The 26,712-nt window shown below is 70.8% G+C and carries 24 protein-coding genes, 1 tRNA gene and 2 pseudogenes; 12 read left to right on the top strand and 15 right to left on the bottom strand.

Annotated features, from left to right (window positions below; translation table 11 throughout):
• Positions 1-3 precede the first annotated feature (3 nt).
• A pseudogene (locus tag C464_RS15115) lies at positions 4-1,347 on the bottom strand (MMPL family transporter); the annotation flags it as partial.
• Here C464_RS15115 and C464_RS18625 point away from each other — a divergent pair.
• The 6 genes and pseudogenes from C464_RS18625 to C464_RS15145 form a co-directional block, all read left to right on the top strand.
• Positions 1,333-1,686 (top strand): annotated as a pseudogene (locus tag C464_RS18625) (DUF7436 family protein); the annotation flags it as partial. The pseudogenes C464_RS15115 and C464_RS18625 overlap by 15 nt on opposite strands.
• Before the next feature lie 154 nt (positions 1,687-1,840).
• The gene (locus C464_RS15125) at positions 1,841-3,550 is read left to right on the top strand and encodes a PAS domain-containing protein (protein ID WP_006114628.1); all 1,710 of its coding nucleotides are present in this window, start codon (positions 1,841-1,843) and stop codon (positions 3,548-3,550) included.
• Positions 3,551-3,597: 47 nt separating this feature from the next.
• Positions 3,598-4,122 carry a ribosomal protein S18-alanine N-acetyltransferase gene (gene rimI / locus C464_RS15130; RefSeq protein WP_006114629.1) on the top strand — a complete coding sequence of 175 codons (525 nt, stop codon included), beginning with the start codon at positions 3,598-3,600 and terminating at the stop codon, positions 4,120-4,122.
• 73 nt (positions 4,123-4,195) lie between these two features.
• Positions 4,196-5,995, top strand: coding sequence for an oligoendopeptidase F (pepF, locus tag C464_RS15135; protein WP_006114631.1), 1,800 nt, complete (start codon positions 4,196-4,198; stop codon positions 5,993-5,995).
• A 114-nt stretch (positions 5,996-6,109) separates the two neighbouring features.
• A complete protein-coding gene (locus tag C464_RS15140) occupies positions 6,110-6,586 on the top strand; it encodes a hypothetical protein (RefSeq protein WP_006114632.1) in 477 nt (158 codons plus the stop codon).
• A 380-nt stretch (positions 6,587-6,966) separates the two neighbouring features.
• The gene (locus C464_RS15145) at positions 6,967-7,224 is read left to right on the top strand and encodes a DUF7561 family protein (protein WP_006114634.1); all 258 of its coding nucleotides are present in this window, start codon (positions 6,967-6,969) and stop codon (positions 7,222-7,224) included.
• A gap of 48 nt (positions 7,225-7,272) precedes the next feature.
• Here C464_RS15145 and C464_RS15150 read toward each other — a convergent pair whose 3' ends face one another.
• Complete coding sequence (locus C464_RS15150) at positions 7,273-9,651, bottom strand: amino acid permease (protein WP_006114635.1); 2,379 nt, start codon at positions 9,649-9,651, stop codon at positions 7,273-7,275.
• Between the two features lie 298 nt (positions 9,652-9,949).
• On the opposite strand from C464_RS15150, the gene C464_RS15155 reads away from it, so the two are divergent.
• A complete protein-coding gene (locus tag C464_RS15155; protein ID WP_006114636.1) occupies positions 9,950-11,059 on the top strand; it encodes a pyridoxal-phosphate-dependent aminotransferase family protein in 1,110 nt (369 codons plus the stop codon).
• A 39-nt stretch (positions 11,060-11,098) separates the two neighbouring features.
• Here C464_RS15155 and C464_RS15160 read toward each other — a convergent pair whose 3' ends face one another.
• From C464_RS15160 to C464_RS15175, 4 genes are all read right to left on the bottom strand, one after another.
• Positions 11,099-11,386: a hypothetical protein gene (locus C464_RS15160; RefSeq protein WP_006114637.1), complete on the bottom strand. Its 288-nt coding sequence runs from the start codon at positions 11,384-11,386 to the stop codon at positions 11,099-11,101.
• Positions 11,387-11,455: 69 nt separating this feature from the next.
• Complete coding sequence (locus C464_RS15165; RefSeq protein ID WP_006114638.1) at positions 11,456-11,755, bottom strand: DUF424 domain-containing protein; 300 nt, start codon at positions 11,753-11,755, stop codon at positions 11,456-11,458.
• Positions 11,756-12,640, bottom strand: a complete 885-nt coding sequence (locus C464_RS15170) for a tetratricopeptide repeat protein (RefSeq protein ID WP_006114639.1) — start codon at positions 12,638-12,640, stop codon at positions 11,756-11,758.
• A gap of 194 nt (positions 12,641-12,834) precedes the next feature.
• Positions 12,835-13,446 (bottom strand): DUF4397 domain-containing protein, encoded by a 612-nt coding sequence (locus tag C464_RS15175; protein ID WP_006114641.1) that lies wholly within the window; start codon positions 13,444-13,446, stop codon positions 12,835-12,837.
• Between the two features lie 375 nt (positions 13,447-13,821).
• On the opposite strand from C464_RS15175, the gene C464_RS15180 reads away from it, so the two are divergent.
• The gene (locus tag C464_RS15180; protein ID WP_006114642.1) at positions 13,822-14,517 is read left to right on the top strand and encodes an SdpI family protein; all 696 of its coding nucleotides are present in this window, start codon (positions 13,822-13,824) and stop codon (positions 14,515-14,517) included.
• Positions 14,518-14,661: 144 nt separating this feature from the next.
• Complete coding sequence (locus C464_RS15185) at positions 14,662-15,324, top strand: DUF7119 family protein (protein ID WP_006114643.1); 663 nt, start codon at positions 14,662-14,664, stop codon at positions 15,322-15,324.
• A 52-nt stretch (positions 15,325-15,376) separates the two neighbouring features.
• On the opposite strand, the gene C464_RS15190 is transcribed toward C464_RS15185, so the two are convergent.
• Positions 15,377-16,750, bottom strand: coding sequence for a M20/M25/M40 family metallo-hydrolase (locus tag C464_RS15190; RefSeq protein ID WP_006114644.1), 1,374 nt, complete (start codon positions 16,748-16,750; stop codon positions 15,377-15,379).
• 105 nt (positions 16,751-16,855) lie between these two features.
• Here C464_RS15190 and C464_RS15195 point away from each other — a divergent pair.
• Positions 16,856-16,929: transfer RNA gene (locus C464_RS15195), tRNA-Lys, on the top strand.
• Positions 16,930-17,161: 232 nt separating this feature from the next.
• Here C464_RS15195 and C464_RS15200 read toward each other — a convergent pair.
• From C464_RS15200 to C464_RS15235, 8 genes are all read right to left on the bottom strand, one after another.
• A complete protein-coding gene (locus C464_RS15200) occupies positions 17,162-17,950 on the bottom strand; it encodes an alpha/beta fold hydrolase (protein ID WP_006114646.1) in 789 nt (262 codons plus the stop codon).
• Between the two features lie 152 nt (positions 17,951-18,102).
• The gene (locus C464_RS15205) at positions 18,103-18,759 is read right to left on the bottom strand and encodes a lactate utilization protein (protein ID WP_006114647.1); all 657 of its coding nucleotides are present in this window, start codon (positions 18,757-18,759) and stop codon (positions 18,103-18,105) included.
• A gap of 351 nt (positions 18,760-19,110) precedes the next feature.
• Positions 19,111-20,763: a thermosome subunit alpha gene (gene thsA / locus C464_RS15210; RefSeq protein WP_080510466.1), complete on the bottom strand. Its 1,653-nt coding sequence runs from the start codon at positions 20,761-20,763 to the stop codon at positions 19,111-19,113.
• Positions 20,764-21,386: 623 nt separating this feature from the next.
• Positions 21,387-21,929 carry a KH domain-containing protein gene (locus C464_RS15215; protein WP_006114650.1) on the bottom strand — a complete coding sequence of 181 codons (543 nt, stop codon included), beginning with the start codon at positions 21,927-21,929 and terminating at the stop codon, positions 21,387-21,389.
• 95 nt (positions 21,930-22,024) lie between these two features.
• On the bottom strand, positions 22,025-22,993 hold the full coding sequence (gene rio1 / locus C464_RS15220; protein ID WP_006114651.1) for a serine/threonine-protein kinase Rio1: 969 nt from the start codon (positions 22,991-22,993) through the stop codon (positions 22,025-22,027).
• Between the two features lie 87 nt (positions 22,994-23,080).
• Positions 23,081-23,629, bottom strand: a complete 549-nt coding sequence (gene hjc / locus C464_RS15225; RefSeq protein ID WP_006114653.1) for a Holliday junction resolvase Hjc — start codon at positions 23,627-23,629, stop codon at positions 23,081-23,083.
• Positions 23,630-23,717: 88 nt separating this feature from the next.
• The gene (locus C464_RS15230) at positions 23,718-24,089 is read right to left on the bottom strand and encodes a rhodanese-like domain-containing protein (RefSeq protein WP_006114654.1); all 372 of its coding nucleotides are present in this window, start codon (positions 24,087-24,089) and stop codon (positions 23,718-23,720) included.
• On the bottom strand, positions 24,086-24,652 hold the full coding sequence (locus C464_RS15235; RefSeq protein WP_006114655.1) for an NADPH-dependent FMN reductase: 567 nt from the start codon (positions 24,650-24,652) through the stop codon (positions 24,086-24,088). The genes C464_RS15230 and C464_RS15235 overlap by 4 nt, the downstream gene beginning before the upstream one ends.
• A 131-nt stretch (positions 24,653-24,783) precedes the next feature.
• Between C464_RS15235 and C464_RS15240 the strand changes: the two genes are divergently transcribed.
• Both C464_RS15240 and C464_RS15245 read left to right on the top strand, forming a co-directional pair.
• Positions 24,784-26,190: a phosphohexomutase domain-containing protein gene (locus tag C464_RS15240; protein ID WP_006114656.1), complete on the top strand. Its 1,407-nt coding sequence runs from the start codon at positions 24,784-24,786 to the stop codon at positions 26,188-26,190.
• A 136-nt stretch (positions 26,191-26,326) separates the two neighbouring features.
• Positions 26,327-26,689 carry a hypothetical protein gene (locus tag C464_RS15245; protein WP_006114657.1) on the top strand — a complete coding sequence of 121 codons (363 nt, stop codon included), beginning with the start codon at positions 26,327-26,329 and terminating at the stop codon, positions 26,687-26,689.
• Positions 26,690-26,712: the final 23 nt, after the last annotated feature.

Consider the following 26,712-nt stretch of genomic DNA (forward strand, 5'->3'; position numbering starts at 1 on the left):
CGTTTAACGCTTCTGACTCGGATCGTCGGCCGGGGACCGCGGGTCGGTCTGCCGGTCGAAGGCGTCGACACTGGGGGCGTCCGGCACCTCGGATCCGCCGTCGGTTCGGGCGCGGTCGGTCGACTCGCCGTCTCCGCCGACGTCGATGGCGCCCGCGGCGGCGAGCAGGCGGCCGACGAACAGCAATTCGGGGCGGCGCTCGACGACGGCGACCCAGACGAAGAGCGCGGGGGGCAACACGATCAGCGACGCGAGGTACGCGAGCGTGATGCTGGCGGCGGTGAGCAGGTCGAACTGCCCCAGCACGGGCGTGATGGCCAAGACGAGGACGCCCGTCCCGAGCGCGGTCGTCGCCCACGTGCCGGTGAGCGCGCCGCCGGTCCCGCGGAGCGTGGTGACCACCGCGGCGTCCACGTCGCCGCCGCGCGAGTACTCGTCGTGGAAGCGGTGCGCGACGTGGACGGTGTAGTCCACCCCGAGCCCGATGGTGATCGCGAGGATCGTCGCGGTGATCGCGTTGAACGGGATCCCGCCGAGCCGCATCGTGGCGGTGAGCGTCGCGACGGTGACGGGGACGAGCGTGACGAGCCCCAGCGTCGGGCTGCGGAGCAGCAGCCAGAACAGCACGACGAGGAACACCGCCGAGAGCCCGAGCGCGGCCGCCAGCGAGACGATCGCCGACTCGAAGATGGTGTCGGCAACCGCCTGGAACACGACGATCTGCCCGGTCGCGATCGCGTCCCCGCGGTAGCGGTCGGCCACGCGCCGGGCGTCGGCGGCGATCTCGGCGTCGCTGGCGTCGGACTCGACGGCGTACACGATCCGCGTCGAGCGGTCGTCGTCCGCGAGGTACTCGCCGGTGAAGTCGTCGTACCCCGAGTCGCGAAGCTCGGCGTAGATCCGGTCGAGGTTCCGGTTCGGGCGGCCGTCGTCGAGCGCAGACGACTCGACGAGCGCCTCGAACTCGGGGCTCTCCCCGGCGTACGCGTCGATCGCGCTCTGGACGCTGTCGGTGCTGGCGCGGCCGTCGACCGCGACGAACGTGTCGGGCGGGTCGCGCTCGGCGCGCGCGAGGCTGCGCAGGGCGGCGTCGCTGATCATGCGCCGCTCGACGTAGATGGTGACGGTGTCGTCCTCGCTCGTGGCGAAGTTGTCGGAGAGGAAGTTGATCGTCCCCGTCGCGGTGTACTCGCCGGGTTGGAGCGGACCGGGGAGGTAATCGACGTACGCCGGCTCCTCGCTCGGCGGCAGGAAGTCGTCGTCCTCGAAGGTGGTGTCGACGCCGGCCCCGTACCCCGCGGCGCCGGCCGTGACGAGCAGGACGATCACGAGGAAGACCGCGAGGGCCCGGAACTCCTCGACCGGCTCCTCGCGGCGGTCCGGAGCGGCGTCGACGTCTCCGTCCTCATCTCGCCGAGCGTGTTCGACGACGCGCACGCCGCCGTCGACGAGGACCGCGCGACGCTGACGATCGCGCAGGGTCCCTTCGAGTTGCGCGTCACGGAGGACGCGTACGGGAACTTCTACCTCATCGACGGCGAGGAGGTGTGTCTGGAGGTCGCCGACCCGCTCTCGCCCGACCGGCTGTTCGGCATGCTCGACCTCCGCGACCGAGGGTTCGCGGCGCGCGTGAACGACGGCTTCGAGGCCGCGTGGGCCGAGGGGATGGTCGTCGACGAGGTGTGACGTCGGCGGAGACGTCCTCTCGCCGACGGAGCGCGGGTCGCGTGTCTCGCGTAGAAGAACGGATCGCGACCTGTTGGTCGCGCTCGTTATCAATCCCGATATTGAAGGGGCGCGCTTTTATCCGCCCGCGTGCGTACGACCGATAGAACAGATAGTGACCCTCCGTCCATCCGACACGTCGACGCCGGACCGCGGCGGCGACGAGGGCGACACCCCCGGGGTCGACGACCGGAGCACGGCCGACGCACCGACCGACGACGCCGAGCGATCGGCTCGGCCGACGGGACGCGTCGGGGGCGGAGCGGCGTCGGGCGGCCCCGAGACCGCCGACCACGCGTCAGAGGCGGTCGACCCGTCGCCCGGGGGCGGGCGCTCCTCCGGAGAGGGGCGGTCGCCCGAGGCGGACCGGTTCCTGCTCGCCGTCGCCGTGGACGGCGAGGTGCTGTTCGCCGGGCCGTCGGTCCCGGACGTCGTCGGCGTCGAGCGCGACGCGCTCGTCGGGAGCGACCTCCTCGACCGCGTCCACCCGAGCGACCGCGACCCGGTGGCCGACGCGCTGTCGGCGGTCGCGACGACCCGGACGGTCACCCACCGCGTCCGCCGCGCGAGCGGCGGGTACGCGTGGGTCGAGTCGGTCGTCGACGAGGAGCTCGCCCCGGAGTTCGGCGGGCGGATCGTCACGGTCCGCCGCGTGGACGTCGACCGGACCTTCCCGGAGCGCTACCGCGCCTTCCTCGAGTACGGCAGCGACCTCGTCACGGTCGTCGACGACGACGGCCTCATCGTCTACGAGAGCCCCTCCGTCGAGGAGGTGCTCGGCTACGAGCAGGGGTCGACCGTCGGGCGCTCCCCGCTCGGGTACGTCCACCCGGACGACCGCGAACGCGTGACGGAGCGGTTCTATCGCGCGCTCAACGAGCCCGACGCGGCGCCCACGCTGGAGTACCGCTACCGCGCCGCCGACGGCGACTGGGTCTGGCTGGAGTCGCGGACGCGCTCGCTGCCGGCCGACAGTCCGGTCGGCGAACTGCTCGTCAACTCCCGCGACGTCAGCGCGCGGAAGGCCCGCGAGCGGCGGCTCACCGACCGCAACGAGCGGCTCGACCGCTTCGCGAGCATCGTCTCGCACGACCTCCGGAACCCGCTGTCCGTGATCCGCGGGTCGATGGAGATGGCGCGGCTGCGCGGCGAGACCGACCCCCTCGAACGGGGGGAGCGCGCCGTCGACCGGATCGACCAGCTCGTCTCGGAGCTGCTCACCCTCGCCCGACAGGGGACCGGGATGGACGATCCCACCCAGTTCGCGCTCGCGAGCGTCGCCCGCGACGCCTGGGAGACCGCCGCCGAGGGCGACGCCGACGCGGAGCTGGTCGTCGCCCGCGACGCGCGGGTGTACGGCGACCGGGGGCGGATGCGACAGGCCCTCGAGAACCTGTTCCGCAACGCGACCGAGCACGCGCGGCCGCCCGACGCCGCGGGCGAGTCACCCGGCGACGACGCCGCGGACGGGACGCGGGACGACGCCGCGGCCGAGGCGTCGGACGACGACCCGCTCACGGTCCTCGTGACGGCCACGGACGGCGGGTTCCTCGTGGCCGACGACGGGACCGGCGTCGACCCCGACGACCGGGGGTCGGTGTTCGACTCGGGGTTCACCACCCGGGCGGACGGGACCGGGTACGGGCTCGACATCGTCCGCGAGGTCGTCGAGGCGCACGGGTGGACGATCGAACTCCGCCGCGACGCCGACGGCCACATCGGGCTCCCGGACGGGCGGCGGCTCCGGCCCCCGGAGGGCGCGTGTTTCGAGGTGTGTGCCCCCGGTCCGGCCGACGCCGACCCGGACGAGCCGTGGATCGACTGAGACCGGGAAGCCACCGCGTTTATTCCCCGCGGCCGCCAATTCGACGCGTGAGCGTCGCCGACGTCACGATCCGACGGGCCGACCGCGCCGACCTCCTCACGGTGGTCCGGATCGAGCGCGCCTGCTTCTCGGACCCGTGGCCCCACGACGCCTTCGAGCGGCTCCTCGACGAGCCGGCGTTCCTCGTGGCGGAGCGGTCGGGCGCGGTCGCCGGGTTCGTCGTCGCCGACCGGACGCCGAACCACGGCCGCGACATCGGCCACGTGAAGGACCTCGCCGTCCGCCCCGACGCCCGCGGCGAGGGGATCGGGCGGACCCTCCTGCGGTCGGCGCTGGCGCGGCTCCGCGCGACCGGCGTGGCCGTCGTCCGGCTGGAGGTGCGCGAGGGGAACGACACCGCCCGGTCGCTGTACGCCGACGAGGGGTTCGAACCGATCCGGCGGGTCGGCGGGTACTACCGCGACGGCGAGGACGCGCTCGTCCTCGTCGTCGACCTCGCGGAGTGGGCCGACGGGGAGGGCCCGGGCGGCGGCGCGCGGTCTGGCGGCGACGACGACACAAAGACGAGGTAACGCACCGCACGCCTATCGGCTCGTCGCGCGGGGTTTGCCAAGGCTTAGTGTCGGGGAGGCCGACCGAAACGGTATGAGTTCGGTTCCCGAGCGATCCGAGATCGACGCCGAGTACAAGTGGGACCTCGACGGCATCTACGCCGACGACGAGGCGTGGGAGGCCGCCTACGAGACCGTTTCCGGCCGTGTCGACGAGCTGCGCGACTACGAGGGGCGCGCCGTCGAGGACGCCGCGACCCTCCTCGAACTGCTCGAACTGCGCGAGGACATCTTCCGCGAGCTCCGGCAGGTGATGACGTACGCTCAGCTTCGCAGCGCCGAGGACACGCGGGACCAAGAGTATCAGGCGATGTCGGCGAAGGCGTCGTCGCTCGGCTCCGAGGCGTCGAGCGCGGTCTCCTACCTCGAGCCGGAGATCCAGTCGCTGACCGAGGGGGACGTCGAAGCGTTCCTCGACGACGAGCCCGCGCTCGCGACGTACGAGCACTACCTCGACGACGTGCTGCGGAAGAAGCCGCACACGCGGTCGAGCGAGGTCGAGGAGGTGCTCGCCGACCTCTCTGAGGTCACCGACGCGCCGAGCGAGATCTACTCGATGCTGACGAACGCCGACATGACCTACGGCGTCGTCGAGGACCCCGACGGCGAGGACGTCGAGATCACGCAGGCGAACTTCACGAAGCTCCAGACGAACCCGGACCGCGAGTTCCGCGAGCGCGTCCACGAGACGTTCTACGACGAGTGGGCCGACGTGCGCAACACGGTCGGCACGTCGCTGGAGAAGGCCGTCCGCGAGCACGTCACGAGCGCCGAGATCCGCGACTACGACTCCGCGCGCGCCGCCGCGCTCGACGGTTCGAACGTCCCCGTCGCGGTGTACGACACGCTCGTCGACACCGTCGACGACAACCTCGACGTGCTCCACCGCCACGCCGACCTGAAGGCCGGGGCGCTCGGCGTCGACCAACTAGAGAGCCACGACCTCTACATGTCGCTGACGGGCGATCAGGGCCCCGACGTGGAGTACGAACAGGCCCGCGAGTGGGTGATCGAGGCGGTCGCGCCGCTGGGCGACGAGTATCAAGAGCGGCTGGCCGAGGGGCTCGACTCGCGCTGGGTCGACGTGTACGAGAACCGCGGGAAGCGCTCGGGCGCGTTCTCCTCGGGCACGTACGACACCCAGCCGTACATCATGATGAACTATCAAGACGACATCGCCTCGATGTACACGCTGGCCCACGAGCTCGGCCACTCGATGCACTCGGAGCTGGCGGGCGACGAGCAGCCGTGGCACGACGCCAGCTACGAGATCTTCGTCGCCGAGATCGCGTCGACGGTCAACGAGACCCTGCTCACCCACCACCTGCTCGACACGGTCGAGGACGACGAACTCCGCACCCACGTCCTCGACGAGTACCTCGAGCGCTTCCGCTCCACCCTCTTCCGCCAGACGATGTTCGCGACGTTCGAACAGCGGATCCACGAGCGCGTGGAGGCCGGCGACGCGCTCACGCCCGACGCGTTCGACGAGATCTACGGCGACCTGAAGGGCGACTACTACGCGCCCGCCGAGCTCACGGGCGGCATCGAGCGCGAGTGGCAGCGCATTCCGCACTTCTACTACGACTTCTACGTCTACCAGTACGCGACCGGCATCTCCGCCGCGGCCGCCATCGTCGAGCGCGTCCTCGACGAGGGCGACGCGGCCGCCGCCGACTACCGTGAGATGCTGAAGGCGGGCGGCTCCGAGTACCCGCTCGACGTCGTCGAGCTCGCCGGCATCGACATGGCCTCGCCCGACCCGATCGAGTCCGCCGTCGGCGTCTACGACGAGTACCTCGACGAGATCGCGACGCTGCTCGACCTGGAGTAACGCCGTCGCCGGGGGGCGGCCGACCCCCTCGACGGACCGGCGCAGTGCGGGCCCCGAACGACCGAGCGGGCGACCCAAAGCCTATGATTCGCTCGACCGAACCCGCCCGCCGAGATGGACCGCAGGCTGCTCGCCCTCCCGGGTGCCCTCTTCCTCTTCTTGCTGCTCGCGGACCCGAGCGTCGTCGGCTGGGAGGCGACGCTCCGCGCGGGACCGGGGCTCGAACGACACCCGGCCGTGAACGCGACCGACCTCCCCGGGAGATGCGCCGAGACCGCCGTCGCGCTCGCCGACGGCCGCAACGTCTCGGTCCGTGGGTATCGAGTCGCCCCCGACTCCCTCGACCTCCTCGTCGAACGCACGTCGGTCTCCGGGGAGTGGGCGCTCGGCGACGCGAACTGCGCGGCCCGGCTCAGCGGCGTCGACGACCTGCGCGTCGACGGCGAATCGTATCGGGTACTCGGCGAGTACTCGCGCGAGCGGCTTGACCGAAGCCCGGCGTTCGGACTTGCGAGGCTCGGGAGCGGGCTCGCCGGCGTCGGACTGCTCGCGGTCGGTCTGCTTGCGACCGTTCACCGAGAATTCGAGTAACGGGTTTTTTGAATGCGGCGCGGCGGCGCGTGCCTGCGAGCGGCCGCCTCCGGCGGCCGCGAAGCCAGCACGCGCGAGGGAGTCAGTCGCCGGAGCGAAGCGACGGCGACTGACGAGGCTGGGGAGGCGTGAGGTGCCGTGCGGTCGCGGTCGGGTGGGACTCAAAGGGGCAGCCGTGAGGCGGGCGCAGGCGACGCGAGCACCGCAGGGAGCGAACGTAGTGAGCGACCGAGGAGCGCGGCGAGCGTGCGCCCGTCTCACGGCTGGGGCTTTGGAGGTGTCCGCCGAGACGATAGTAACCGCGTACCCCCGAACAACAACGACGACGTACGAGTATCGAGGCGACACGCCTTAGCCCGCGGACACAGTAAGACGTACATATGGCCTCCGAGGCGTGCGACGTCTGCGAGCGGTCCGTGCGGATCGCCGGCGGGATCGGCGACCTGTGGAACTTCGCGTTCGAGTCGACGCAGGGGCTGACCCTCGAACTCACCGACGGCTCGGAGTTCTTCCTCTGTTTCGACTGTATGGAGCGACTCCCCGACGACCACGAGCCGACCGCCGAGGACGTCGCCGACCTCCGCGAGCGCACCGACCCGGTCGAGGAGGACGGGAACCACTTCTGGCACTGGAAATAACGGAAGTTCGGGGAGTCCCTCACCGAATAGAAGAGCGAAACCGCCGCGTCAGTCCGCCTTCGATTCCTCGCCCGCGGGCTCGTCGATCTCCGGCGTCGAGGGGTTCGGTTCGACGCCCGTGTCCGCCGGCGTCTCCGTCGTGTCGGTGATGTCGTTCTTCCGCGCGCCCCCGCCGAACAGGCGGTCGAGGATGCCGCGGTCGCTGCGCTTCTCCGCGAGCAGCACGGAACACTCCACCTCGTTGAGCACGTCCAAGACGAGCGATCCGCTGACGAGCCGCGAGAGCAGTCCCTTCTCGGTCGCGCCGACGATGAGCATCGTGGCGTCGCGGGCGGCCCGCTCGATGCTCGTCTCGACGTCGCCCGTCTCGATCCGCAGCGAGGCGTCGGAGAGGTCGTGGGCGTCGGCCCACTCGGAGAGGAACGCGCGCCCCGCCGCCTCCTCGCCGGGCTCCGCGACGTGGAGCAGCGTGACCTCGCCGCCGAACTCGGTCTGGAGCATCTTCGCGACCGCGCCGGAGAGGTCGGAGGCCGGTCCGCCGGCGGTCGGGACGAGGATCCGCGAGGCGTCGAAGCCGCGGTCGCGGAACACGAGGAAGTCCGAGGGGAGCGAGTACGCCAGCTCGTCGACGGCGGACTCGGCGCGCCCCGGCGCGCCGTGAGAGTCCTCGCCCCAGCCCATCACGGCCATGTCCGCGCCGTAGGTGCGCGCGGCGTCGAACACTTCCTCGAACACGCGGTGGGAGAGGACGACGTGGGTCTCGACGTCGACGCCGAACGTCTCGGCGTCCTCGCGGGCCTGATCGAGGAGCCCGTGCGCCGCCTCGTGCGCGCCGCGGTCGCGCGCCGCCTCCAGCGACGTCTGGTCGGGGACGTTCGCGATGTTGACCGCGACGACGGTCCCGTCGCGCTGTTTGGCGATGGCGGACGCGAGCGTGATCAGGTGTTTCTCGGTCGCGGGGTTCGCGAGCGGCACCATCACACGGTAGTCGTCGCCGCTCGGCTGGACCGACGTCGCGGCCGACACGGCCGCCTTCGGCAGTTCGTCGGAGCGGTCGAGGATCCACGTCCCGAGCACGCCGCGCGACTCCACTTTCCCGCGGGCGTACAGCAGGTACCAGAGCAGCGCGAAGGCGACGAGGCCGCCGGAGATGGCGATGATCCGCGGCTCGATGTAGATTATCAGCGCGAACGACGACACCGCGCCGATTATCGGTACGATCGGGTACAGCGGGACCTCGAAGTCGGGGTCGTACCCCTCGACGCCCGACTCGCGCATCACGATGAGCGCGATGTTGAGCAGCCCGTAGACGACGAGGTGAAGCACGGAGCCCATCGTCGACAGCGACTCGACGCTCCCCGCGACGAGGAAGAGGAGGATGAGCGCGCCGGTGAGCGCGATCGACTTGTACGGCGTCCCGAACCGGTCGTGGATCTCGTTGAGCGAGGGCGTGACGATCTTCTCGCGGCCCATCGCGAAGTTGATCCGCGACGACGAGAGGATGGACGCGTTCGCCGAGGAGGCGGTCGCGAGCAGGCCGCCGATCAGGAGCATTCCCGCCCCGACCGCGCCGAGCGAGAAGCCGAATATCTCGTAGTTGCCGAAGAGGAGTCTGGCGGCGTCGACCACCGCGGTCTCGTTGTTCGCGACGAGTTCGTTCGGCACCGCCGCGAGTAGCACCAGCAGGAACAGCGCGTAGACGACCGTGACGATGACGACCGACCCGAGCACCGCGAGCGGGAGGTTGCGGCCGGGGTCTTTGATCTCCTCGGCGACCGAGGTGATCTGGACGAAGCCGAGGTACGAGACGAAGATGACCCCCGTCACCGGGAGGACCTGGCTCGTCGTGCCCGGCGGCGCGAGGGGTCGCAGCGACGACATCTCGGCGTTCAGCAGGCCGACGACCGTGAAGACGGCGAGGATCCCGAGCAGCGACATGACGATGACGATCTGGAGCCCGCCGGTCTCCTTCGCGCCGAAGTAGTTGACCGCGATGAAGAGCAGCGCGCCGGCGAGCCCGATCACCTGCGCCGCCTCCAGCGTCACGACGCCGAGCCCGATCGGTCCGAGCCCGACGAGCGCGTTGACGTACTCGCCGAAGCCGTACATGTAGAACGCGGAGGCGAACGCGAGCCCGAGCCAGTTCGCCCAGCCCGCGACGGAGCCGAACATCGGGCCGAGCGCGCGGTTGACGTAGAAGTACGCGCCGCCGGACTTCGGCATCGCCGTCCCCAGTTCGGAGGCCGACAGCGCGGTGAACAGGGCGATCACGCCGCCGAGGACGAACGTGAACGCCGCGAGCGGGCCGGCGCGGGCGACCGCGGTGCCGGGCAGCACGAAGATCCCGGCCCCGATCATCGTCCCGATCCCGATCGTAAGCGCCGCGAGCGGACCGAGGTCCTTCGCGAGTTCCTCGTCGCCGCTCACGGCGGGCCACCCCGGGCGGTTGGGACTCTCCGTGTCTGTATCATACCACAATTCTCTGCTCTGTGCGTATAAATACGGTTGATCCGGGCAACGCCGCCGTGGTCGCCTTTCGACCGCCCCGGCCGGGCTTCCGGACGACCCGGCCGTCCGCCGACGAGACCGTGCCGCCGCCGACGAGACCGTGCCTCCGCCGACCCGGCCGCCGTCGTCGCCTCCCCGAGCCGACCGTGCCGGTTTTTGAACGGAACACAAGGACCATACCCTCACGCGTCCCGGTACGATCCAACAGGTGGATCCCGTGACGAAGAAACGCGAATACCGCGACGACTACGACGAGAAGACGCTGTACATCCCCGGTCCGACGGAGGTCCGCGACGACGTCATCGAGGCGATGGCCGAGCCGATGTTCGGCCACCGGATGGACCGGATGACCGACCTCTACACCACCATCGTCGAGGACACGAAGGAGTTCCTCGGCACCGACCACGAGGTCGTGATCCTCACCGGGTCCGGCACGGAGTTCTGGGAGGCGACGACGCTCAACCTCGTCGACGAGCACGTCCTCGTCCCGACCTGCGGCGCGTTCAGCGAGCGCTACGCCAACGTCGCCGAGCGGCTCGGCAAGGACGTCGACCGGCTGGAGTACGAGTGGGGCGAGGCGGTCAAACCCGAGGACGTCCGCGAGGCGATCGAGTCCGCCGACGCGAAGTACGACATGGTCGCGGGCGTCCTGAACGAGTCGTCGACCGGCGTGCGGAACCCGGTCGAGGCGATCGGCGACGTGGTCGCGGAATACCCGGACACGTACTTCGCGGTCGACGCCGTCTCGTCGCTCGGCGGCGACTACGTCGACATCGACGAGCACGGCATCGACGTCATCTTCGCGTCGAGCCAGAAGGCGTTCGCGATGCCGCCGGGGCTCGCCGTCGCCGTCGTGAGCGACGACGCCTACGACCGCGAGGTCGAGAAGGGCGACTCCTCGTGGTACGGCGGCTTCCGCCGCACGATCGACTACTACGACCGGAAGGGACAGACGCACTCGACGCCCGCGATCCCGATCATGTTGGCGTACCGCAAGCAGATGAAACACATGCTGGAAGAGGGGCACCGGGCCCGCGACCGGCGTCACCGCGAGATGATGGAGTACGTCCACGACTGGGCCGGCGAACACTTCGCGATGTTCCCCGAGGCGGGCTACGAGTCGAAGACGGTCGCCTGCATCGAGAACACGCGGGGGATCGACGTGGCCGCGACCATCGAGGCGGTGAGCGAGGAGTACGACATGGCCTTCTCGAACGGGTACGGCGACATCGGCGAGGAGACGTTCCGGATCGGCCACATGGGCGAACACACCGTCGAGAGCGTGAAAGAGCTCACCGACGCCATCGAGGACGTCGCCGGCCTCTGACCGGGACCACGCCGCACAGAATCCGCTTTGCTAGGAGTCTCAGTCCCCGTCGCGGTCGGCGACGAGTTCGATCCGGTAGACCCGACCGCCGCCGTCGGTGCGCTCGGCGTCCACGACCACGAAGGCGCGGTCGCCCACGTCGACGATGTCGCCGGTGTCGAGCGGCTCCCTCGGCCCGTCGTCCGCGTCGGGTTCGCCGCCGTTCAGGGCCTCCGCGCCGACCCCGAGGGCGGCCTCTCCCCGGTCGATCGCGCGCCGCCAGAAGGCGTCGGAGGGCGGTCGCGGCCCCACCCGCGACGCCAGTTCGCTCCGCGTGAGTCGTCTCATCGGATTCGCCTCGTCGCGCGCGCCCTTAGCCGGTTCGGATCCCGGCGACGCTCGGGCGGCGTCGAACCGCTACAGCCAGAGCAGCTGCGCGTGGCGCGTCTCGTCGAACTCCAAGACCGCCTCCTCGTCGACGAGCCCCGCCTCGACCGCGACGCCGACCGCCTCGGTGCCGACGATGTTCGCGACCTGCGCGCGCTGGAGTCCCGCGACCACCTCGTCCGCGGTCGCCTCGACCGCGTCGTCGCCGCCGTAGAACTCCTCGCTCACCGTGATCGTCGCGCGGCCGTTGTCGTACGTCTCGCCGAGGCAGTCGGCGTCACAGACGGAGACGAGCCGTCCCTCGGCGGTCTCGCGCTCGCGGAGGAGCATTCAGAAGCCCTCGGGCCCCTCGCCCTGAAGCTCGCGCTCCGGGCCGTCGGACTCGCCGCCCCGCCCGCCGCGACCGCCAGCACCGGGCTCGCTGCCGCGACCGCCCTGGCGGCGCTGGCCGCCCGGCCCGGGTGCCTGCCCCGTCTGCTCTTCGACCATCTGCTCTTCGGCCTCGCGCCGGAGCTCCTCGGCGCGGTCGGCGACCTCCTCGGCCTGCTCGTGGTCGCCGGCCTCCTCGAGGGCGCGCGCCTTCTCCTCTAAGACGCCCGCGTCGCGGTAGCCGAGGCGGATGGCGTTGTCGAAGCACTTCACCGCGTCCTCGGCGAGCCCGCGCTCGACCAGCAGGAACCCGCGGTTGTACCACGCTTCGGCGAAGCGCGGGTCCGTCTCGACGGCGCGCTCGGCGTGTTCGAGCGCCTGTTCGCCCCGCCCGGACTCCCAGAGCGAGTACGCGAGGTTCGTCTCGGCGGTCGCGGCGTGTTCGGACTCCTCGTCGATGCGGAGCGCCTCCTGGTACGCGCCGATCGCTTGGTCGAACTCCTCCAGTTGGGCGTGGGCGGCCCCCTTGTTCACCCACGCCTCCTGCGCCTCCAGCGAGTCCTCCTCGGCGAAGTTGGCGGCGCGCTCGAACGTCTCCGTCGCCTCCTCGAAGCGGTTGATCCCCATGTACGAGAGGCCGACGTCGATCAGCTGCTCGACGTCGACGTCCTCGCTGCCGATGTTCCGGCGGTCCAGCTCGTCGGTCAGCACGCGGGAGTCGACGGGGTCGACGCGGCTCGGGTCCTCGCCGAGCTCGGGCGGGTCGAGCGTGAACGCGTCGTAGTCGGCGTCGACGCCCTGCCCCGAGGAGAACTCGTGGCCGTCGTCGTCGCGTTCGTCGGTCATATGGCCGGATTTGGCGGTCAGGACCGGTAAGGGTTGCGTCGCACCGGGCACATCGGGGACGGTTCGCACGGCGGTGCGTCGAGGGGTACGTCCCGTCGTCGGAATGGGGTGGAAATCAGGAAAATCGAGTCGTTGACGTGCCGAAAGCGGGCACGCGTCTCACACCGCGGGGCTGACGAACGCTTCGGGCCGTATCAGGCCGTGATGGTGCGGTCGTCGGCGTCGGTGGCGACGAAGTCGGCCACGAGCATCGCGTCGAGGCTGTCGTCACCGAGCATGCCGGTCGCGAACGCGGTGTAGGCGGTCGCGCCGTCGAAGTCGATGTCCGAGAGGCGCAGGACGCTGTCCTCCGAGCCGCTCGGACGGACGTCGATGTCGTAGGCGTCGGCGTCGACCGTCGCGAGCGAGGAACTGTCGCCGAAGGCGACGTTCTCGAAGAGGGGCGATCCGCCGGCCATGACGTCGACCGCGGGAGCGTCCGGGACCGTGTGGACGAACCGGATGCGGGCGTCGCCGGCGTCGACGGCGGAGCGGTCGTCGGTCAGGACGAGCGCCTCGATGTCGGCGAGGGCGTTGATCGCGAGGACGGTGTAGCTCGCGCCGTCGTCGATCTCGAGCGTGGCGGAGAGGACCGCGTCGTCGCCAGAGGCGGGGACGATATCGACGTCGTAGGAGCCGGCCTCAACGTCCATATAGTCGCCGAGCGTTCCGAAGGAGACGTTCTCGAGGAGAGATTCGCCGTCGATTCGGACGTCGACCGCGGGTGCGTCGGGGGAGAAGTGACCGATACGGAGTTGAGTGTTCATGGTGTACCGTATAGTAGGGTATCTGAGTATATAAACATAGTGAGATGTTAGATAGCATGATAAGATGGCGAGGAGAACGCCGTCGGACGCCGCATCGTTTGGGAAATAACAGCCGTCGAGAACCCGCACTACAAGCCACGAGACACCGGCCAGCCAGCGTTTACGATAAAATTCGTTCTCGCGTTGGACGCGTCCCGATCCCGTTTGATCCCTCATCCGAGTGCTCTGTCCTTGCCCAAAACTATTAGAAAACAGAAACTTCGACGGTCAACTACACACGGAGTGTCGGAATCGCGACTTTTCACACTTCTCAGGGGGTCGAAACGCCTGTTCGGTGCCATATATTTATCAGTTCAGGGCGTGGAGATCCCGGGGATGACAGGTCCTCGACTCTCCACGCGGCTCCGGTTCGGCGTCGCCGCCCTCCTCGTCGCCGCCGCCGGGGCCGCCAGCCTCGCGGTCGCACCGGACCTCCCCGAACAGATGGTGACGCGGTGGAACGCCGCCGGCGAGCCGACCGGGACGCTCTCCCGCACGGCCGGGATGTGGCTCGTGCCGGGCCTCGCGGCCGGCCTCGTCGGCCTGTTCGCGCTGCTCCCGCGGATCGACCCGCTCGGCGAGAACATCGCCGGGTTCCGGGTCCACTACGACCGGTTCGTCGTCGTGGTCACCGCGTTCCTCGCCGCCCTCCACCTCGCCGTCCTCGCCGTCAACCTCGGCTACGCGGTCGACGTGACGACGGTCGCGGTGGCCGGCGCGGCCGCGCTGTTCTACTACCTCGGAACGCTGCTGCCGCACGTCGAACCGAACTGGTTCGTCGGGATCCGGACGCCGTGGACGCTGAGCGACGACGCCGTCTGGGACCGCACCCACGCGCTCGGCGGCCGGCTGTTCAAGCTCTCCGCTGCGCTCGCGGTCGTCGGCCTCTTCGCCGGCGAGTACGCGATCTACTTCCTCGTCGGTCCGGCGGTCGCGACCGCCGCGATCACCGCTGGCTACTCGTACGTCCTGTACGCGAGGCGGCCGGACGAGGGAGACGACGGCGACGGGACGGCCCCGGCCGCGAAGTGAGGGGCGAACCGCGGAACGAGAAGCTGACCGCGAAGCGAGGACGCGACCGCGAGGAGGACAGAGCGCCCGAACCGGAGGTCGGTCGCCCGGGCGAATTCCGCCCCGGTGCCCGGCGTTTATATCCGCAGCCCCGAAGAGGTGTGTATGACCGAGGAGTCACGCGCGGACCGGCAGTCACCCATCGGCGAGCCGGTGGTCCGGTCGGACCCGGCGGTGACGGGCGACCGGGCCGCGGACGCGGTGGGGTTCGACCCGAACGACCCCGACAGCGTCGGCGAGGCCGCGGAGACGGTGGGCCGCTTCGCCGGCGGCGGCGTCGGGGACGACGACAACGTCCTGATGCTGCGCGGGGCCGCGGCCTGCGCGGCGCTCGTCCGCGGGGTCGGCTCGTACAAGGAGGCGGCCGAACGGGCCGGCGAGGGCGTCTCCGTCGCGTTCATCCGCAAGTGGGCGCGGGTCCACGACCTCCCGCAGGCGATCCGTCGGCAGGTCGCGAACGGCCGGATCGCGCCGAGCGCGGCGAAACACGTCGCGCGGCTCGGCGGGCGGGACCGCTACCTGCTCGCGTGGGCGACGATAGACGGCGGACTCACGGTCCGCGAAGTGCGCGCGATCGCGTCCGCGGTCAACGACGGGGCCGACATCGACGACGCCGTTCGCGACGCGGGCGTCGAACTCGGCCGCCTTCAGGTCCGCCTCCCGCCCGAGACGTACGTCGAACTGCGACGTCGCGCCTCGATGGGGACCGTCGAGCCGGGGACGCTCGTCGCCGACGCGGTCGACGAGTACCTCGCGGACGACCGGTAACCGCGCCCGGGGACGGACCCGAGCGCGACACGGAAGAATCCTCTCTCGACGATTACGCCGCGTAGTCCCGCGCGAACCGCTCCGCGGCCGCGGCGATGGCGGCCCGCGCGCGCTCGACCTGCTCCCACGCGATCGTCTCGTCGGGGTAGTGCGCCTCGTCGATGGTGCCCGGCCCGAACAGCACCGCCGGAACGCCGGCCGCGACGAAGTGCCGCGAGTCGGCACCGTACGTCGCCCCTCGGGGCTCGGCGTCCGGGAGGCCGGTCGCGGCGAGGCCGGCGCGGACCGCCTCGACCACCGGCTCGTCGGCGGCGACCTCGGCCGGCTCGAACTGGACGGAGAACCGCTCGAACCGCGGCGGGTGGTCGCGCAGCCACGGGTCGGCGGCGGCGACCTCGGCCAGCCGCTCGCGGAACGCCGCCTCCACCTCCGCGACGGTCTCGCCGGGCGCGACGCCGATCCGGAACTCCGCCTCGAGCGTCGCCGGGACCGTCGACGCCCACGAGCCCGCCTCGACCCGGCCGCAGACGACCGGCCACGGGATCGGGAACTCCTCGTACAGCGGGTGCGACACCGACTCGCCGCGCTCCGCCTCCAGGTCGGCGAACGCCTCGCGCACGGCCTCGAACCGCGGGAGCACGTCCTCGCCGCGCCAGCGGGTGGCCGCGTGGGCGCTCCGCCCGTCGATCTCCAGCCGGGCCATGAGCGACCCCTCGCAGGCGACGACCGGGCGCAGCTCGGTCGGCTCCGCAACGATGGCCGCGTCGCGCTCGAAGGGATACGGGTTCGCGAACGCGGCGGTCGCCGCGCCGTAGCCGCCGTCCTCCTCGCCGGCGACGGCCTCGACGACGAGCCGAAGCCCGGACGGGGGCAGGTCGACCGAGCCGTCGGCGACGCCCGCCCGGAGGTCCACGGCGGCGCCGACGCAGGCCGCCACCCCCGACTTCATGTCGGCCGCGCCGCGGGCGGTGAGCGTCTCGCCCAGTTCGTCGTTTCCGCCCTCCGTGGGCCGGTCCGTCGGGCGGGCCCCGGCGTCGCGCCAGACCGGCTCGAACGGGTCGTTCGACCACGCGCTCGGCTCGGCGGGGACGACGTCGAGGTGCCCGTTCAACGCGAGCGTCGGGACCGGGTCGGCGGCGGGTTCGGGAGCCGCGTCGCCGTCGGCGCTCGCGTCGACACGGTCGCCCGCGCCGCCCAGTTCGAGGACGCCGGCGACGCTGCGCCGCCCCTCCACGGTCGCCGCGTCGAGGTCGTCCGGGAAGGAGGGGTGGTCGGCGAGGACCGTCGGATCCGCGTCCCAGGCGTACGTCTCGAAGCCCAGATCGGCGAGGCGCTCCGCGACGAACGCGGCCGCGGCCGCCTCCTCGCCGGCGGTCGAGCGGTGTCGACAGAGGTCGGCGGCGAACGCTCGCATGTCGAACTCCATGCTCGGCGCGACGGCGGGGGGTCGGAAACCGTTTCGGGTGGCGACGGCGACGCCTCCCGCGGTTCTAAACGTTTATCCGTCGGCTACCCTTACTGCGATTCGTCTGGGCCGGTAGCTCAGTTAGGGAGAGCGTCCGGCTTTTAACCGGACGGTCGGGGGTTCGAATCCCTCCCGGCCCGCTGTACTGCCGCGAGCAATATCGCGAGCGGCGGTGCTGTGCTGAGGGAGGGATTCGAAGAGACCGGTCGCGCGCAGTGAGCGAAGCGAACGAGCACGTCCGGGCGTGGTTCGAATCCCGTCGCACCCGTCGGGTGCGACTGACCCACGCTCGCTTCGCTCGCGTGGATCCCTCCCGGCCCGCTGTACTGCCGCGAGCAATATCGCGAGCGACAGCACCGTCTCGCTCGTGGCTCACTCCGTGTCGTCGGCCCACTCCAGCGCCGCCCGTCGCCGGTCGAGGAGCGTGCCGTCCGTCTCCCGAACGAACGAGCGGACTGGCGAGAGCGGCGCGTTCTCGTCGGCCGTCCCGTGCCACGCGCGGAGCGGCAGGTCGGGCGTGTCCGGGCCGAACGAGGCGCTCGCGAACGTCCGGTTCTCGCGTTCGACCGCGCGAGCGCCCCGGTCGAGGGCCTCGTGGAAGTCGGCCGCCACCGCGTCGGCGACCGCGTCGGAGACCGACCGGTCCGTGTACTGCGAGACGACGGCGTCCGGCACGGAGACCGACGCGAACGCCTTCGAGAGTCGGAAGACGACGCGCAGGGCGAAGGGGACGGACGCGAGGGTCGCGAGGGAGTTCTCGGTCGGGGGAACGACGCTGCTCATCAGGCCGACTCGGGCCACTCGGTCGTCGCCGCCGGCGGCCAGCGCGAACGGCCCGCCGCCGGAGAATCCGAGGATGCCGGCTCGGTCGACCGACTCGGCGTCGAGGAGTTCGCCGAGGTCCGCCGCCCAGTCGCGCCACGACCACTCGGCCGCGGGCGGCGACGAGCGACCGTATCCGGGGCGGTCGGGGACGAGGACGCGGACCCCGACCTCGGCCGCGGGCGCGGCCACCAGCGCGCCGAACAGCCGCGACCCCGGGGTGCCGTGGTGGACGACGACGGGGCGGCCGTCCGGGTCGCCGCCGGTCGCGTACGAGAGGGTGCGACGGTCGGACAGCGTACACGCGTCCGTCGAGAACTCCGTCGAATGTGACGCCATCGTGGGACCTGCGCGACGGTTCTCGGAGGGGCCGAAAACTGATTGCGGTTTCGCGATCGGGGCTCGACCGCGGCGGTCGCGGCGCTCGCGGTCGTCGAAAGGGGAGAGAAACGATGTGCCGCGTCAGCGCGTGTCGCGGTACGGTGCGGCGTTCAGTAGCCGAGCTGCTCGCGCACGAGGACGACCGTCGTCCGGCCCTCCTCGGTCTCGCGCCGGTAGACGAGCTGCTTCGCGATCGCGGACTCGGCGCCGTACGCCTCCTGTGCGCGCTCGTTCTCCAGCGGGTACGCGACCGACTCCAGCCGGTCGAAGGCGTCCGAGAGCGTCGGGACGACCTTGTTGGCCCCCGTGACGATGACGACGTTGCCCGCGGCGAACGGGTACGCGCCGATGCGGCTGCCGGAGAGGTCGGCGGCGACCAGCTCGCCGGTCTGCGCGACCGCGTTGATCCCGCCGAGGAAGTAGTCGGCCGTCTGCGACTCGCGCCGCGCGGTCTGTCGCTCCGCGTCGTCGTCGATGCTCCAGATCTGGTCCGGCAGGCTCTCCCACTCGTGGTCGCCCTCGCTCAGGAACTCGTCGAACCCGATCTCTTCGAGCGTCGTCGAGTGTCCGTTCATCACCGAGACCCCGTCGGGAATCTGGGCGGTGACGGTCTCCAGCGCCTCGTCGGCGTCGTCGACGACGATCACGTCGAAGCCGCGCTCCTCCAGGTTCGCGACCGTCTCCTCGACGGTCTCGTCGTCCGGGAGCTCGTCTAGTTCCGCGTCGATCTCGGTGTCGTCGGCGTAGTCGGCTTTCTGCTGTGGCATGGTGAACGTGAGAACCTCGTCGATAAATTGGAGGGCCGGGACTCACTTAATCGCTCGCTGACACCGCTGTCCGGTGGTTACGCGGGTGTTACCGTCGTGTCGCGCGCGCCGAGTGTGCGGGTTGCTAGCGTGGAACGATAGAGCGAAACGAGGCGGTCGCGTCGCTGGGAGGTCGGCGTCGATAAAATTCGCGTGTCGTCGTGGCCCGAAGGGGCGCGCGACGGTCGGTCGGTGAAGTGGTCCGGCGAAACGGCTGCGGTCGGAGTGGGGGGTGAAGGCGTTAACCGAACTTCACACCTCGCGGGTCGCGTGCGCTCCCCGCTCGGTATCGAGGTTCTTTCAGAACCTCGCTTACATCGCGCCGCCCATGCCGCCCATGCCGCCCATGCCGCCGCCCATGCCGCCGGGCGCGCCGCCGGGGCCGCCCTCGTCGCCGCCGTCGTCGGTGCCGCCGCCCTTGAGGTCGCCGGCCGCGATGACGTCGTCGATGCGGAGGATCATGACGGCCGCCTCGGTGGCGGACTCGATGGCCTGGGTCTTGACGCGGAGCGGCTCCACGACGCCCTCGGCCTCCATGTCGATCACGTCGCCCGTGTAGGCGTCGAGACCGGCGCCGAACTCGCCGCCGTCGTGGCGGGAGCGGAGGTCGACCAGCGAGTCGATGGGGTCGAGACCCGCGTTCTCGGCGAGGGTGCGCGGGACGACTTCCAGCGCGTCGGCGAACGCCTCGACGGCGAGCTGCTCGCGGCCGCCGACGGAGTCGGCGAAGTCGCGGAGCTGCAGCGCGAGCTCGGCCTCGGGCGCGCCGCCGCCGGGCAGCACCTGCCCGTCGAGCAGCGTCGTGCGGACGACGCCGAGCGAGTCGTCGATTGCGCGCTCGACCTCGTCGACGACGTGCTCGGTGCCGCCGCGGAGGATAAGCGTGACGGACTTCGCCTCTTCGACGTCCTCGACGAAGATGCGCTCGTCGCCGCCGATGTCCTTCTGGGCGACGGAGCCGGCGAAGCCGAGGTCGTCCGACTCGATGTCGTCGAGGTTGGAGACGACGCGGCCGCCGGTCGCGCGGGCGAGCCGATTCAGGTCACCGGACTTCGCGCGGCGGACGGCGAGGATGCCCTCCTGCGCGAGGTAGTGCTGGGCCATGTCGTCGATGCCGTCGCCGACGAAGACGACGTCGGCGCCGATGTCGACGAGGTGGTCGACCATCTCGCGGAGCTGCTCCTCCTCCTGGTCGAGGAACTGCTGGAGCTGGTCGGGATCCGTGACGTTGACCTCAGCGTCGATCTCCGTCTCCTTCACTTCGATGGCGCCGTCGAACAGCGCGACGTCGGCGTCCTCGACCGCGAAGGGCATGTTCTCGTCGACGCGCTCCTTGTCGACGATGACGCCCTCGACGAGCTCGGACTCGTCGATGGAGCTGCCGACGACCTTCTCGACGGAGACGTTCTCCGTGTCGATGCCGTCGTCGTCCTGGACCGCGAGGACGGCATCGACGACGAGCTCGGCGAGGAGGTCCTTGGAGTTCTCCGCGCCCTTACCCGTCATCGCCGTCTCGGCGATCTCGACGAGCGTGTCGTAGTCGTCCGCGGAGACGTCGATGGCCTCCTCGTCGAGGATCTCCTTGGCCTTCTCGGCGGCCTGACGGTACCCCTGCGCGAGGGTCGTCGCGTGGATGTCCTGGTCGAGGAGCTCCTCGGCCTGATCGAGGAGCTCACCGGCGACCACGACCGCGGAGGTGGTGCCGTCGCCGACCTCCTCCTCCTGCGTCTCGCTGACCTCGACGATCATGTTGGCCGCCGGGTGGTCGATGTCCATCTCCTTCAGGATGGTGACGCCGTCGTTCGTGACGACGACGGACCCGCCGGAGTCGACGAGCATCTTGTCCATCCCTTTCGGGCCGAGCGTGGTGCGGACGGACTCCGCGACCGCCTTGCCGGCCGTGATGTTCATGTTCTGCGCGTCCTTTCCGGATGTTCGCTGCGACTCCTCGGAAAGTACGATCATGGGCTGATTGCCCATCCGCTGGCGCTGTGACATTACAACCATTGATTGTTTGTGATTCTATATAAACGTTTTGCTCGGTTCGTGCGGAACCGCAACACGGTGGGGGAGTATCTGGGCGCATGCGGTGCGTTCACACGTTCCTTTATATAGAACTCCAGATCGACTACTGGATACAGATTGTTTATATACGGACCGCGGTGGCGCGTGCCGACGAGCGCCCGGAAGGCGATGAGTCGCACGCGCGAGGTCGCCGGCGCTACGCGCCGGCTGCCAGAGGGACCTCCGGTCCCTCGCTGGAGTCGCTGGCGGTCGAAGCGAAGCGACGACCGCCGGCGACGAGGCTGGGGAGGGGTGAGGTGCGGTGGCGGTCGGGGTCGGGCGGGACTCGAAGGGGCAGTCGCGAGGCGGGCGCAGGTGACGTAAGGACCGCAGGGAGCGAGTGAGACGAGCGACTGAGGACCGCGGCGAGCGTGCGCCCGCCTCGCGACTGGGGCTTTGGCGGTGGTCTCCGTCGATCTGTACGGCCGAGCGACTGAGGCGTTGATAATGGGTGCCACGTCGCAGCAGCGGTCGCCTACAATCGGAGGAGGATCGCAACGGCGACGACAGGAGAATTCGCTTTCTTACTGCGGCGCGTTGAAGCTCACGTCGTCGTCGAGCTCGTTCGACATGCGCTCTAGGTACGAGTACACCGCGCCGTGCGGGGCCCCGTCGAGCAGCATCCCGACGGCGCGCCGGACCACTTCCAGCTCCTCCGGCTGGCCGACCGCGCCCACTGTCGACCCGTAAACGACGACGTTCGCGCCCGACAGCTCCTCGATGAGCTCGCGCGTCCGGCCGTTCTCGCCGATGATCCGGCCCTTCTTGCGCTGGAGGTCGTTGTCGTTGCGGGTGTGTTCCGACAGGTCGACGAGGTCGAGCGTCCGGAGGTCGTGGTCGAGGATCGACAGCGCGGTCTCCGGCTTGAAGCCACGCCCGATCGCCTTGATGACGTCCGGGGCCACCATCGCCGCCACGGGGTCGTCGCGCTCCTCGATGGCGACGCTGCCCGACTCCGAGTCGATGTCCAGCCGCACGTTCGCCCGCTCTTCGATCTCCCGCATCGTCTCGCCGCCGGCGCCGATGACGACGCCGATCCGGTCCTGCGGAACCGTCACGTGTTGCATACCACGGCGTACCCGGCGGAGCCTTTTAAGCGTGTTCCGCGGCGGCCGCCGCGTGACGGGGGTCTCGGACCGCTTGCGGAGGAAATAGACGCGACTTACTCGTCCGACTCCGGGCTCGACGGCGGTCCCGAATCCGTCTCCGGCTCCCTGCTCGGGTCGGCCTCGGGTTCCGTCACGTACGCGCGGAGGTCGTCGGGGTCGACGTCGATCCCCTGCCGCGTGAAGAAGGTCGCCACGTTCTCGCAGTCCCGATCGAGGAACTCGCCGGCGTTCGGGTGGTGGATCGTCACCGCCTGTCCCATGTCGATGATCACCAGTTCGCCGTCGTGGATGATCATGTTGTACTCCGAGAGGTCGCCGTGGATCAGGCCGGCCCCGTACAGCCGGCGCATGTACTCGCGGACGACCTCGTAGGCGGTCTCGGGGTTCTCGACGTCGACCTCGCTCAGCCGTCTGGCGCGCTCCTCGGCGTGGCCGACGAGCTCCATCACGAGGACGTTCCGCTGGACCGCGATCGGTTCCGGCACGCGCACGCCGGCCTTCCGCGCGCGTTCGAGGTTCGCGAACTCCTTGCGCGTCCACGCCAGCACGACCGCCTTCTTGTCGCTCGCGATGCCGTCGAAGCGCGGGTCGCCCTCCAGGTACTCGCGCATCTGCCGGAAGTTCGAGGAGTTGATCCGGTACACCTTCACCGCGACCTCGCGCTCGGGCGTGACGCCCTCGGGGCCGCCGCCGGCCGCCTTCGAGCCCGGCTCCGGCCGCTCGCCGGCCTGCCCGCCGAGCGCCTCGAAGACGCTCGCCTCCTTCCCGGTCGACACCGGCCCGCCGAAGGCGTCGACGTAGCCGTCTTGGACCAGCTTGTACACCGCCGCCAGCGTGGCGTCGTCGAACACCGACTCCTGGAGTTTGAACTGCTCGGTGTCTTTGATCCGCTTGCGGAACTCGTCGAACTCGCGGTCCTGCCGCCGGGCGATCCGGTCGGCCTCGGTGTCGGAGACGTCGAGTTTCTCCCACTCGTCGCCGGGCTGGTCCGCCGGTTCGAGCAGGCCGAAGTCCTCGCTCATTCGTTCCGGGATTCGACGCCGCGAGGGATAAGCGAGGGGGTCCGCGAGCGGCCGTCCCGCCGCAGCACGTCGAGCGCGGCCGTCCGGCTACAGCACGTCGAGCGCGTCCGCGACCGGCATGTGGCCGTCGCGGACGGCCTCCAGAATCGTCCGCCGCTCCTCGGTCTCGGGGTCGGTCGCGTCCGCGTCGTCGCCGCCGTCGCCGACCTCCGCGAGCGTCACCTTCTCCGTCTCGCCGACGAACTCGGGGAAGTCGGTCCCGTCGGCCAGCGCTTTCTCCTTCTTCACGCGGTACGACCCGGCGTCGGTGGTGTAGAGGTCGCCGGGGTGGAAGAAGTACCAGTCCTCGCGGTCGAACCGCACGGCGATCCGCGCCTTCGCGCCGAAGTTCCGCGCGAAGAACAGCAGCGCCTCCACCTCCTCGCCGGTGAGGTAGATGGGGTCGCCCGCGCTCGACTTCGCCTCGATGGCGTAGAACGTCTCGCCGTCGCCGGCGAGCACGTCGGGGAGCTCGCGCTCGGTCGCGGAGCCGCTGGCCGGCGCGCGCATCACGGCGAACCCCGCCTCGTCCAAGGCGTTCACCAGCTCGCGCTCGCGGCGGTCTCCCTTCCGGTTAGCGGACACGGTCGTCGTCACCCGGTTCGGTCATGGCCGTCGTAGACGCGAGCCGGGCAAAAGCCCGGCGGGTCGCGGGGCGCGTGCGCCGCTGCGTTCCGAGCGCCCGTCAGCCGCGAAGCCGCCACCACAGCGACCGGATCTTGTAGCCGAGCGACCCGCGCTCGTACCCGTTCCACCCGCTCATGCCGCCGGAGAGCGTCGACGCCTCGTAGCCCGCCTCGTCGAGCACGCGGGTCGCGCGCTTGGCGACGATCCCCATCTTACAGACCGTGACGACCTCGCTGTCGGCGGGGACCTCGTCGAGGCGTCGCCGCAGCGCTGCCTCGTCACCGCCGCGGAGGTCGTCGTACACGGGCACGTTCCGGCTCCCGTCGATCGCGCCGCCCCCGTAGTCCGACTCGGGACGGATGTCCAACAGGAACGGCTCGTCGTCGGTTCCGAGGCGCTCGTCGAGTTCGGCCGGCCGGATGCGGCTCATCGACGGAGGCGCTCCGCGTGTTCGAGGACGACGCGGCCCAGTCGCTCGGTGCGCTCGCGGAGGTCGTCGTCGGTGATCTGCGGTCCGCCGTCGGAGCCGGTCGCGCCCGCGGTCCCGCCGGTCTCGACGACCGACGAGGCCCCCCGGATGCCGACCTCGTGGGGGACCGTCCACGCGTGGACGTTCCGGAACGTCGAGCGCAGGTGTTCGAGCGTCCCGCCGTAGGAGCCGCCGCCGGCGGTCGCGAGCAGCCCGACGGCGGTGTCCGCGTACTCGTCGGAGCCGCAGAAGTCGTGGAAGTTCTTGAACGTCGACGAGTAGGAGCCGCGGTAGACCGGCGTGCCGGCGAGGACGCCGTCGGCCTCGCGGACGCGGCGCATCAAGGCCTCGCTGTCGCCCTGCGCGCCCTCGTCCGGATGGTACAGCGGGAGATCGACGGCCCCCAAGTCGATCAGGTCGGTCTCCGCGCCGGCGTCGCCCGCGGCGTCGAGCGCGACGCGGAGCGCGGCCCGCGTGGTGCTGTCCGCGCTCCGGCTGCCGGAGACGGCGACGATTCGGGTCATAGCTCGGGTTCGACCGCCGACCACTAAAACGCGGGCGGTCCGCGGTGAGCGCTCCCGGGCCCCGTCGCGCGCCCCCGCACTCCCCGCCGCCGACACGGGGCATTATTGTCCCCGCCGCCGACGTGGGTTCCATGGACCAGATAGCCTTCGGCACGGACGGGTGGCGCGCGACCCTCGATCAGTTCACCGACGAGCGCGTGCGGATCGTGGGGCAGGCGGTCGCCGACCACCTCGACGCGGCGGGCCGCGAGGGCCCGGTCGCGGTGGGGTACGACGCCCGCGAGACCTCGGAGGGGTTCGCCGAGAGCCTCGCGGAGGTGTTCGCGGGCAACGGCTTCGACGTGATCCTCCCCGAGCGCGACGCCCCGACGCCGGTGATCGCCCACGCCATCGTCGACCGCGACCTCGCGGGCGCGTGTATGGTCACCGCCTCGCACAACCCGCCCGAGTACAACGGCGTGAAGTTCATCCCCCACGACGGCGCGCCCGCGCTGCCCGACGTCACCGAGGACGTCGTCGACCGGCTCGCGGAGCCCGACCTGTTGCCGGCGGCCGAGCGCGGCGAGGTCTCCCGGGTCGACCTCGTGAGCGACCACGCCGACGCGGCCCGCCGGGTCGTCGGCGGGGTCGTCGGGGCTGGGGACGGCGGGCCGGACCTCTCCGGGCTCACCGTGGCGTACGACGCGATGCACGGGAGCGGGCGCGGCGTCACGGACGCGCTCCTCGAGTCGGCCGGCGCGGAGGTCGTCCGGCTGCGATGCGAGCGCGACGTGACCTTCGGCGGCGACTCCCCGGAGCCGTCGGCCGAACACCTCGGAGCGCTGGCCGACCGCGTCACCGACCCCGACAGCGGCGTCGACCTCGGGATCGCCAACGACGGCGACGCCGACCGGATCGCGGTCGTGACGCCCGAGCGCGGCGTCCTCGACGCGAACCTCTTCTACGCGGCCTGCTACGACCGGCTCTTGGAGACCGACTCGGGCCCGGCGGTCCGGACCGTCTCCACGACGTTCCTCGTCGACCGCATCGCGGAGGCGCACGGCGAGGAAGTGTACGAGACCCCGGTCGGGTTCAAGTGGGTCGCGGAGGCGATGGGCGAGCACGACGCGCTGTTCGGCGGCGAGGAGTCGGGCGGGTTCACGCTCCGCGGCCACGTCCGCGAGAAGGACGGCGTGTTGATGGCGCTGCTCGCGGCCGCGACCCACGCCGCCGAGCCGTTCGACGCGCGCGTCGACCGCCTGCTCGACGAGCACGGTCGCATCGCGGCCGGGAAGGTGTCGCTCGACTGCCCCGACGACCGGAAAGCGGGCGTCCTCGACGACCTGGAGGACCACATCCCGGAGTCGGTCGACGGCCGCGAGGTGGCGAAGGTCGTCACGCTCGACGGGTTCAAACTCCTCTTGGAGGACGGCTCGTGGCTGCTCGTCCGCCCCTCGGGCACCGAGCCGAAGCTGCGGGTGTACGCCGAGGCCGACTCCGAGGACGCCGTCGACGACCTGCTCGCGGCGGGACGCGACCTCGTCGAGCCGCTGGTCTGAGGGCGGTCGCCGAGCCCGACGGCCCGCGGGGCCGCACCTCGCCCGCGCGACTTTCAGTTCCGCCTTGCGTTCGGCTCGTCTATTTATGAATTAACCCCGTATCGTCGCGTACCGCCTGACGCGGCCGAGGTCACGCATGATCGACGAGCCACTGCCAACGCCCGAGCGCACCGACTCCGAACCGACACCGTCCGCGGAGCCGGCCGACGGCGACGGACCGGGTCCGACGGGGAGGCCGGAAGCGTCGGCTCCGACGGACGCGCCGAACCGAGCCGCCGAGCCGCCGCCCGACCCCGACGACGAGGAGGCCCGCGACCCCGACGACGGGGAGAGCAGTGACCGCGGGCGCGAGCCGACCGACGACGGCGCGGGCCCGGACGGGAGCGACCGGGACGCCGAGGGCCCGAACGCCCTCGAATACCGGCTCGAACGGCTCCGTCTGCTGCGAGCCGTCGTGACGCTCGCGGTCGTCGTCGCCCGCCTCATCCGGTCGCTTTGAGCGTTTCCGTGCCGACCCGATCG

The organism is Halorubrum coriense DSM 10284 (genome assembly GCF_000337035.1).
GTDB lineage: Archaea > Halobacteriota > Halobacteria > Halobacteriales > Haloferacaceae > Halorubrum > Halorubrum coriense.

Coding starts and splice junctions, on each gene's coding strand:
- pepF (WP_006114631.1), top strand. CDS start 4,196: ATGAGTTCGGTTCCCGAGCGATCCGAGATCGACGCCGAGTACAAGTGG.
- C464_RS15140 (WP_006114632.1), top strand. CDS start 6,110: ATGGACCGCAGGCTGCTCGCCCTCCCGGGTGCCCTCTTCCTCTTCTTG.
- C464_RS15145 (WP_006114634.1), top strand. CDS start 6,967: ATGGCCTCCGAGGCGTGCGACGTCTGCGAGCGGTCCGTGCGGATCGCC.
- C464_RS15160 (WP_006114637.1), bottom strand. CDS start 11,386: ATGAGACGACTCACGCGGAGCGAACTGGCGTCGCGGGTGGGGCCGCGA.
- C464_RS15165 (WP_006114638.1), bottom strand. CDS start 11,755: ATGCTCCTCCGCGAGCGCGAGACCGCCGAGGGACGGCTCGTCTCCGTC.
- C464_RS15170 (WP_006114639.1), bottom strand. CDS start 12,640: ATGACCGACGAACGCGACGACGACGGCCACGAGTTCTCCTCGGGGCAG.
- C464_RS15175 (WP_006114641.1), bottom strand. CDS start 13,446: ATGAACACTCAACTCCGTATCGGTCACTTCTCCCCCGACGCACCCGCG.
- C464_RS15180 (WP_006114642.1), top strand. CDS start 13,822: ATGACAGGTCCTCGACTCTCCACGCGGCTCCGGTTCGGCGTCGCCGCC.
- C464_RS15185 (WP_006114643.1), top strand. CDS start 14,662: ATGACCGAGGAGTCACGCGCGGACCGGCAGTCACCCATCGGCGAGCCG.
- C464_RS15190 (WP_006114644.1), bottom strand. CDS start 16,750: ATGGAGTTCGACATGCGAGCGTTCGCCGCCGACCTCTGTCGACACCGC.
- C464_RS15200 (WP_006114646.1), bottom strand. CDS start 17,950: ATGGCGTCACATTCGACGGAGTTCTCGACGGACGCGTGTACGCTGTCC.
- C464_RS15205 (WP_006114647.1), bottom strand. CDS start 18,759: ATGCCACAGCAGAAAGCCGACTACGCCGACGACACCGAGATCGACGCG.
- thsA (WP_080510466.1), bottom strand. CDS start 20,763: ATGATCGTACTTTCCGAGGAGTCGCAGCGAACATCCGGAAAGGACGCG.
- C464_RS15215 (WP_006114650.1), bottom strand. CDS start 21,929: ATGCAACACGTGACGGTTCCGCAGGACCGGATCGGCGTCGTCATCGGC.
- rio1 (WP_006114651.1), bottom strand. CDS start 22,993: ATGAGCGAGGACTTCGGCCTGCTCGAACCGGCGGACCAGCCCGGCGAC.
- C464_RS15230 (WP_006114654.1), bottom strand. CDS start 24,089: ATGAGCCGCATCCGGCCGGCCGAACTCGACGAGCGCCTCGGAACCGAC.
- C464_RS15235 (WP_006114655.1), bottom strand. CDS start 24,652: ATGACCCGAATCGTCGCCGTCTCCGGCAGCCGGAGCGCGGACAGCACC.
- C464_RS15240 (WP_006114656.1), top strand. CDS start 24,784: ATGGACCAGATAGCCTTCGGCACGGACGGGTGGCGCGCGACCCTCGAT.
- C464_RS15245 (WP_006114657.1), top strand. CDS start 26,327: ATGATCGACGAGCCACTGCCAACGCCCGAGCGCACCGACTCCGAACCG.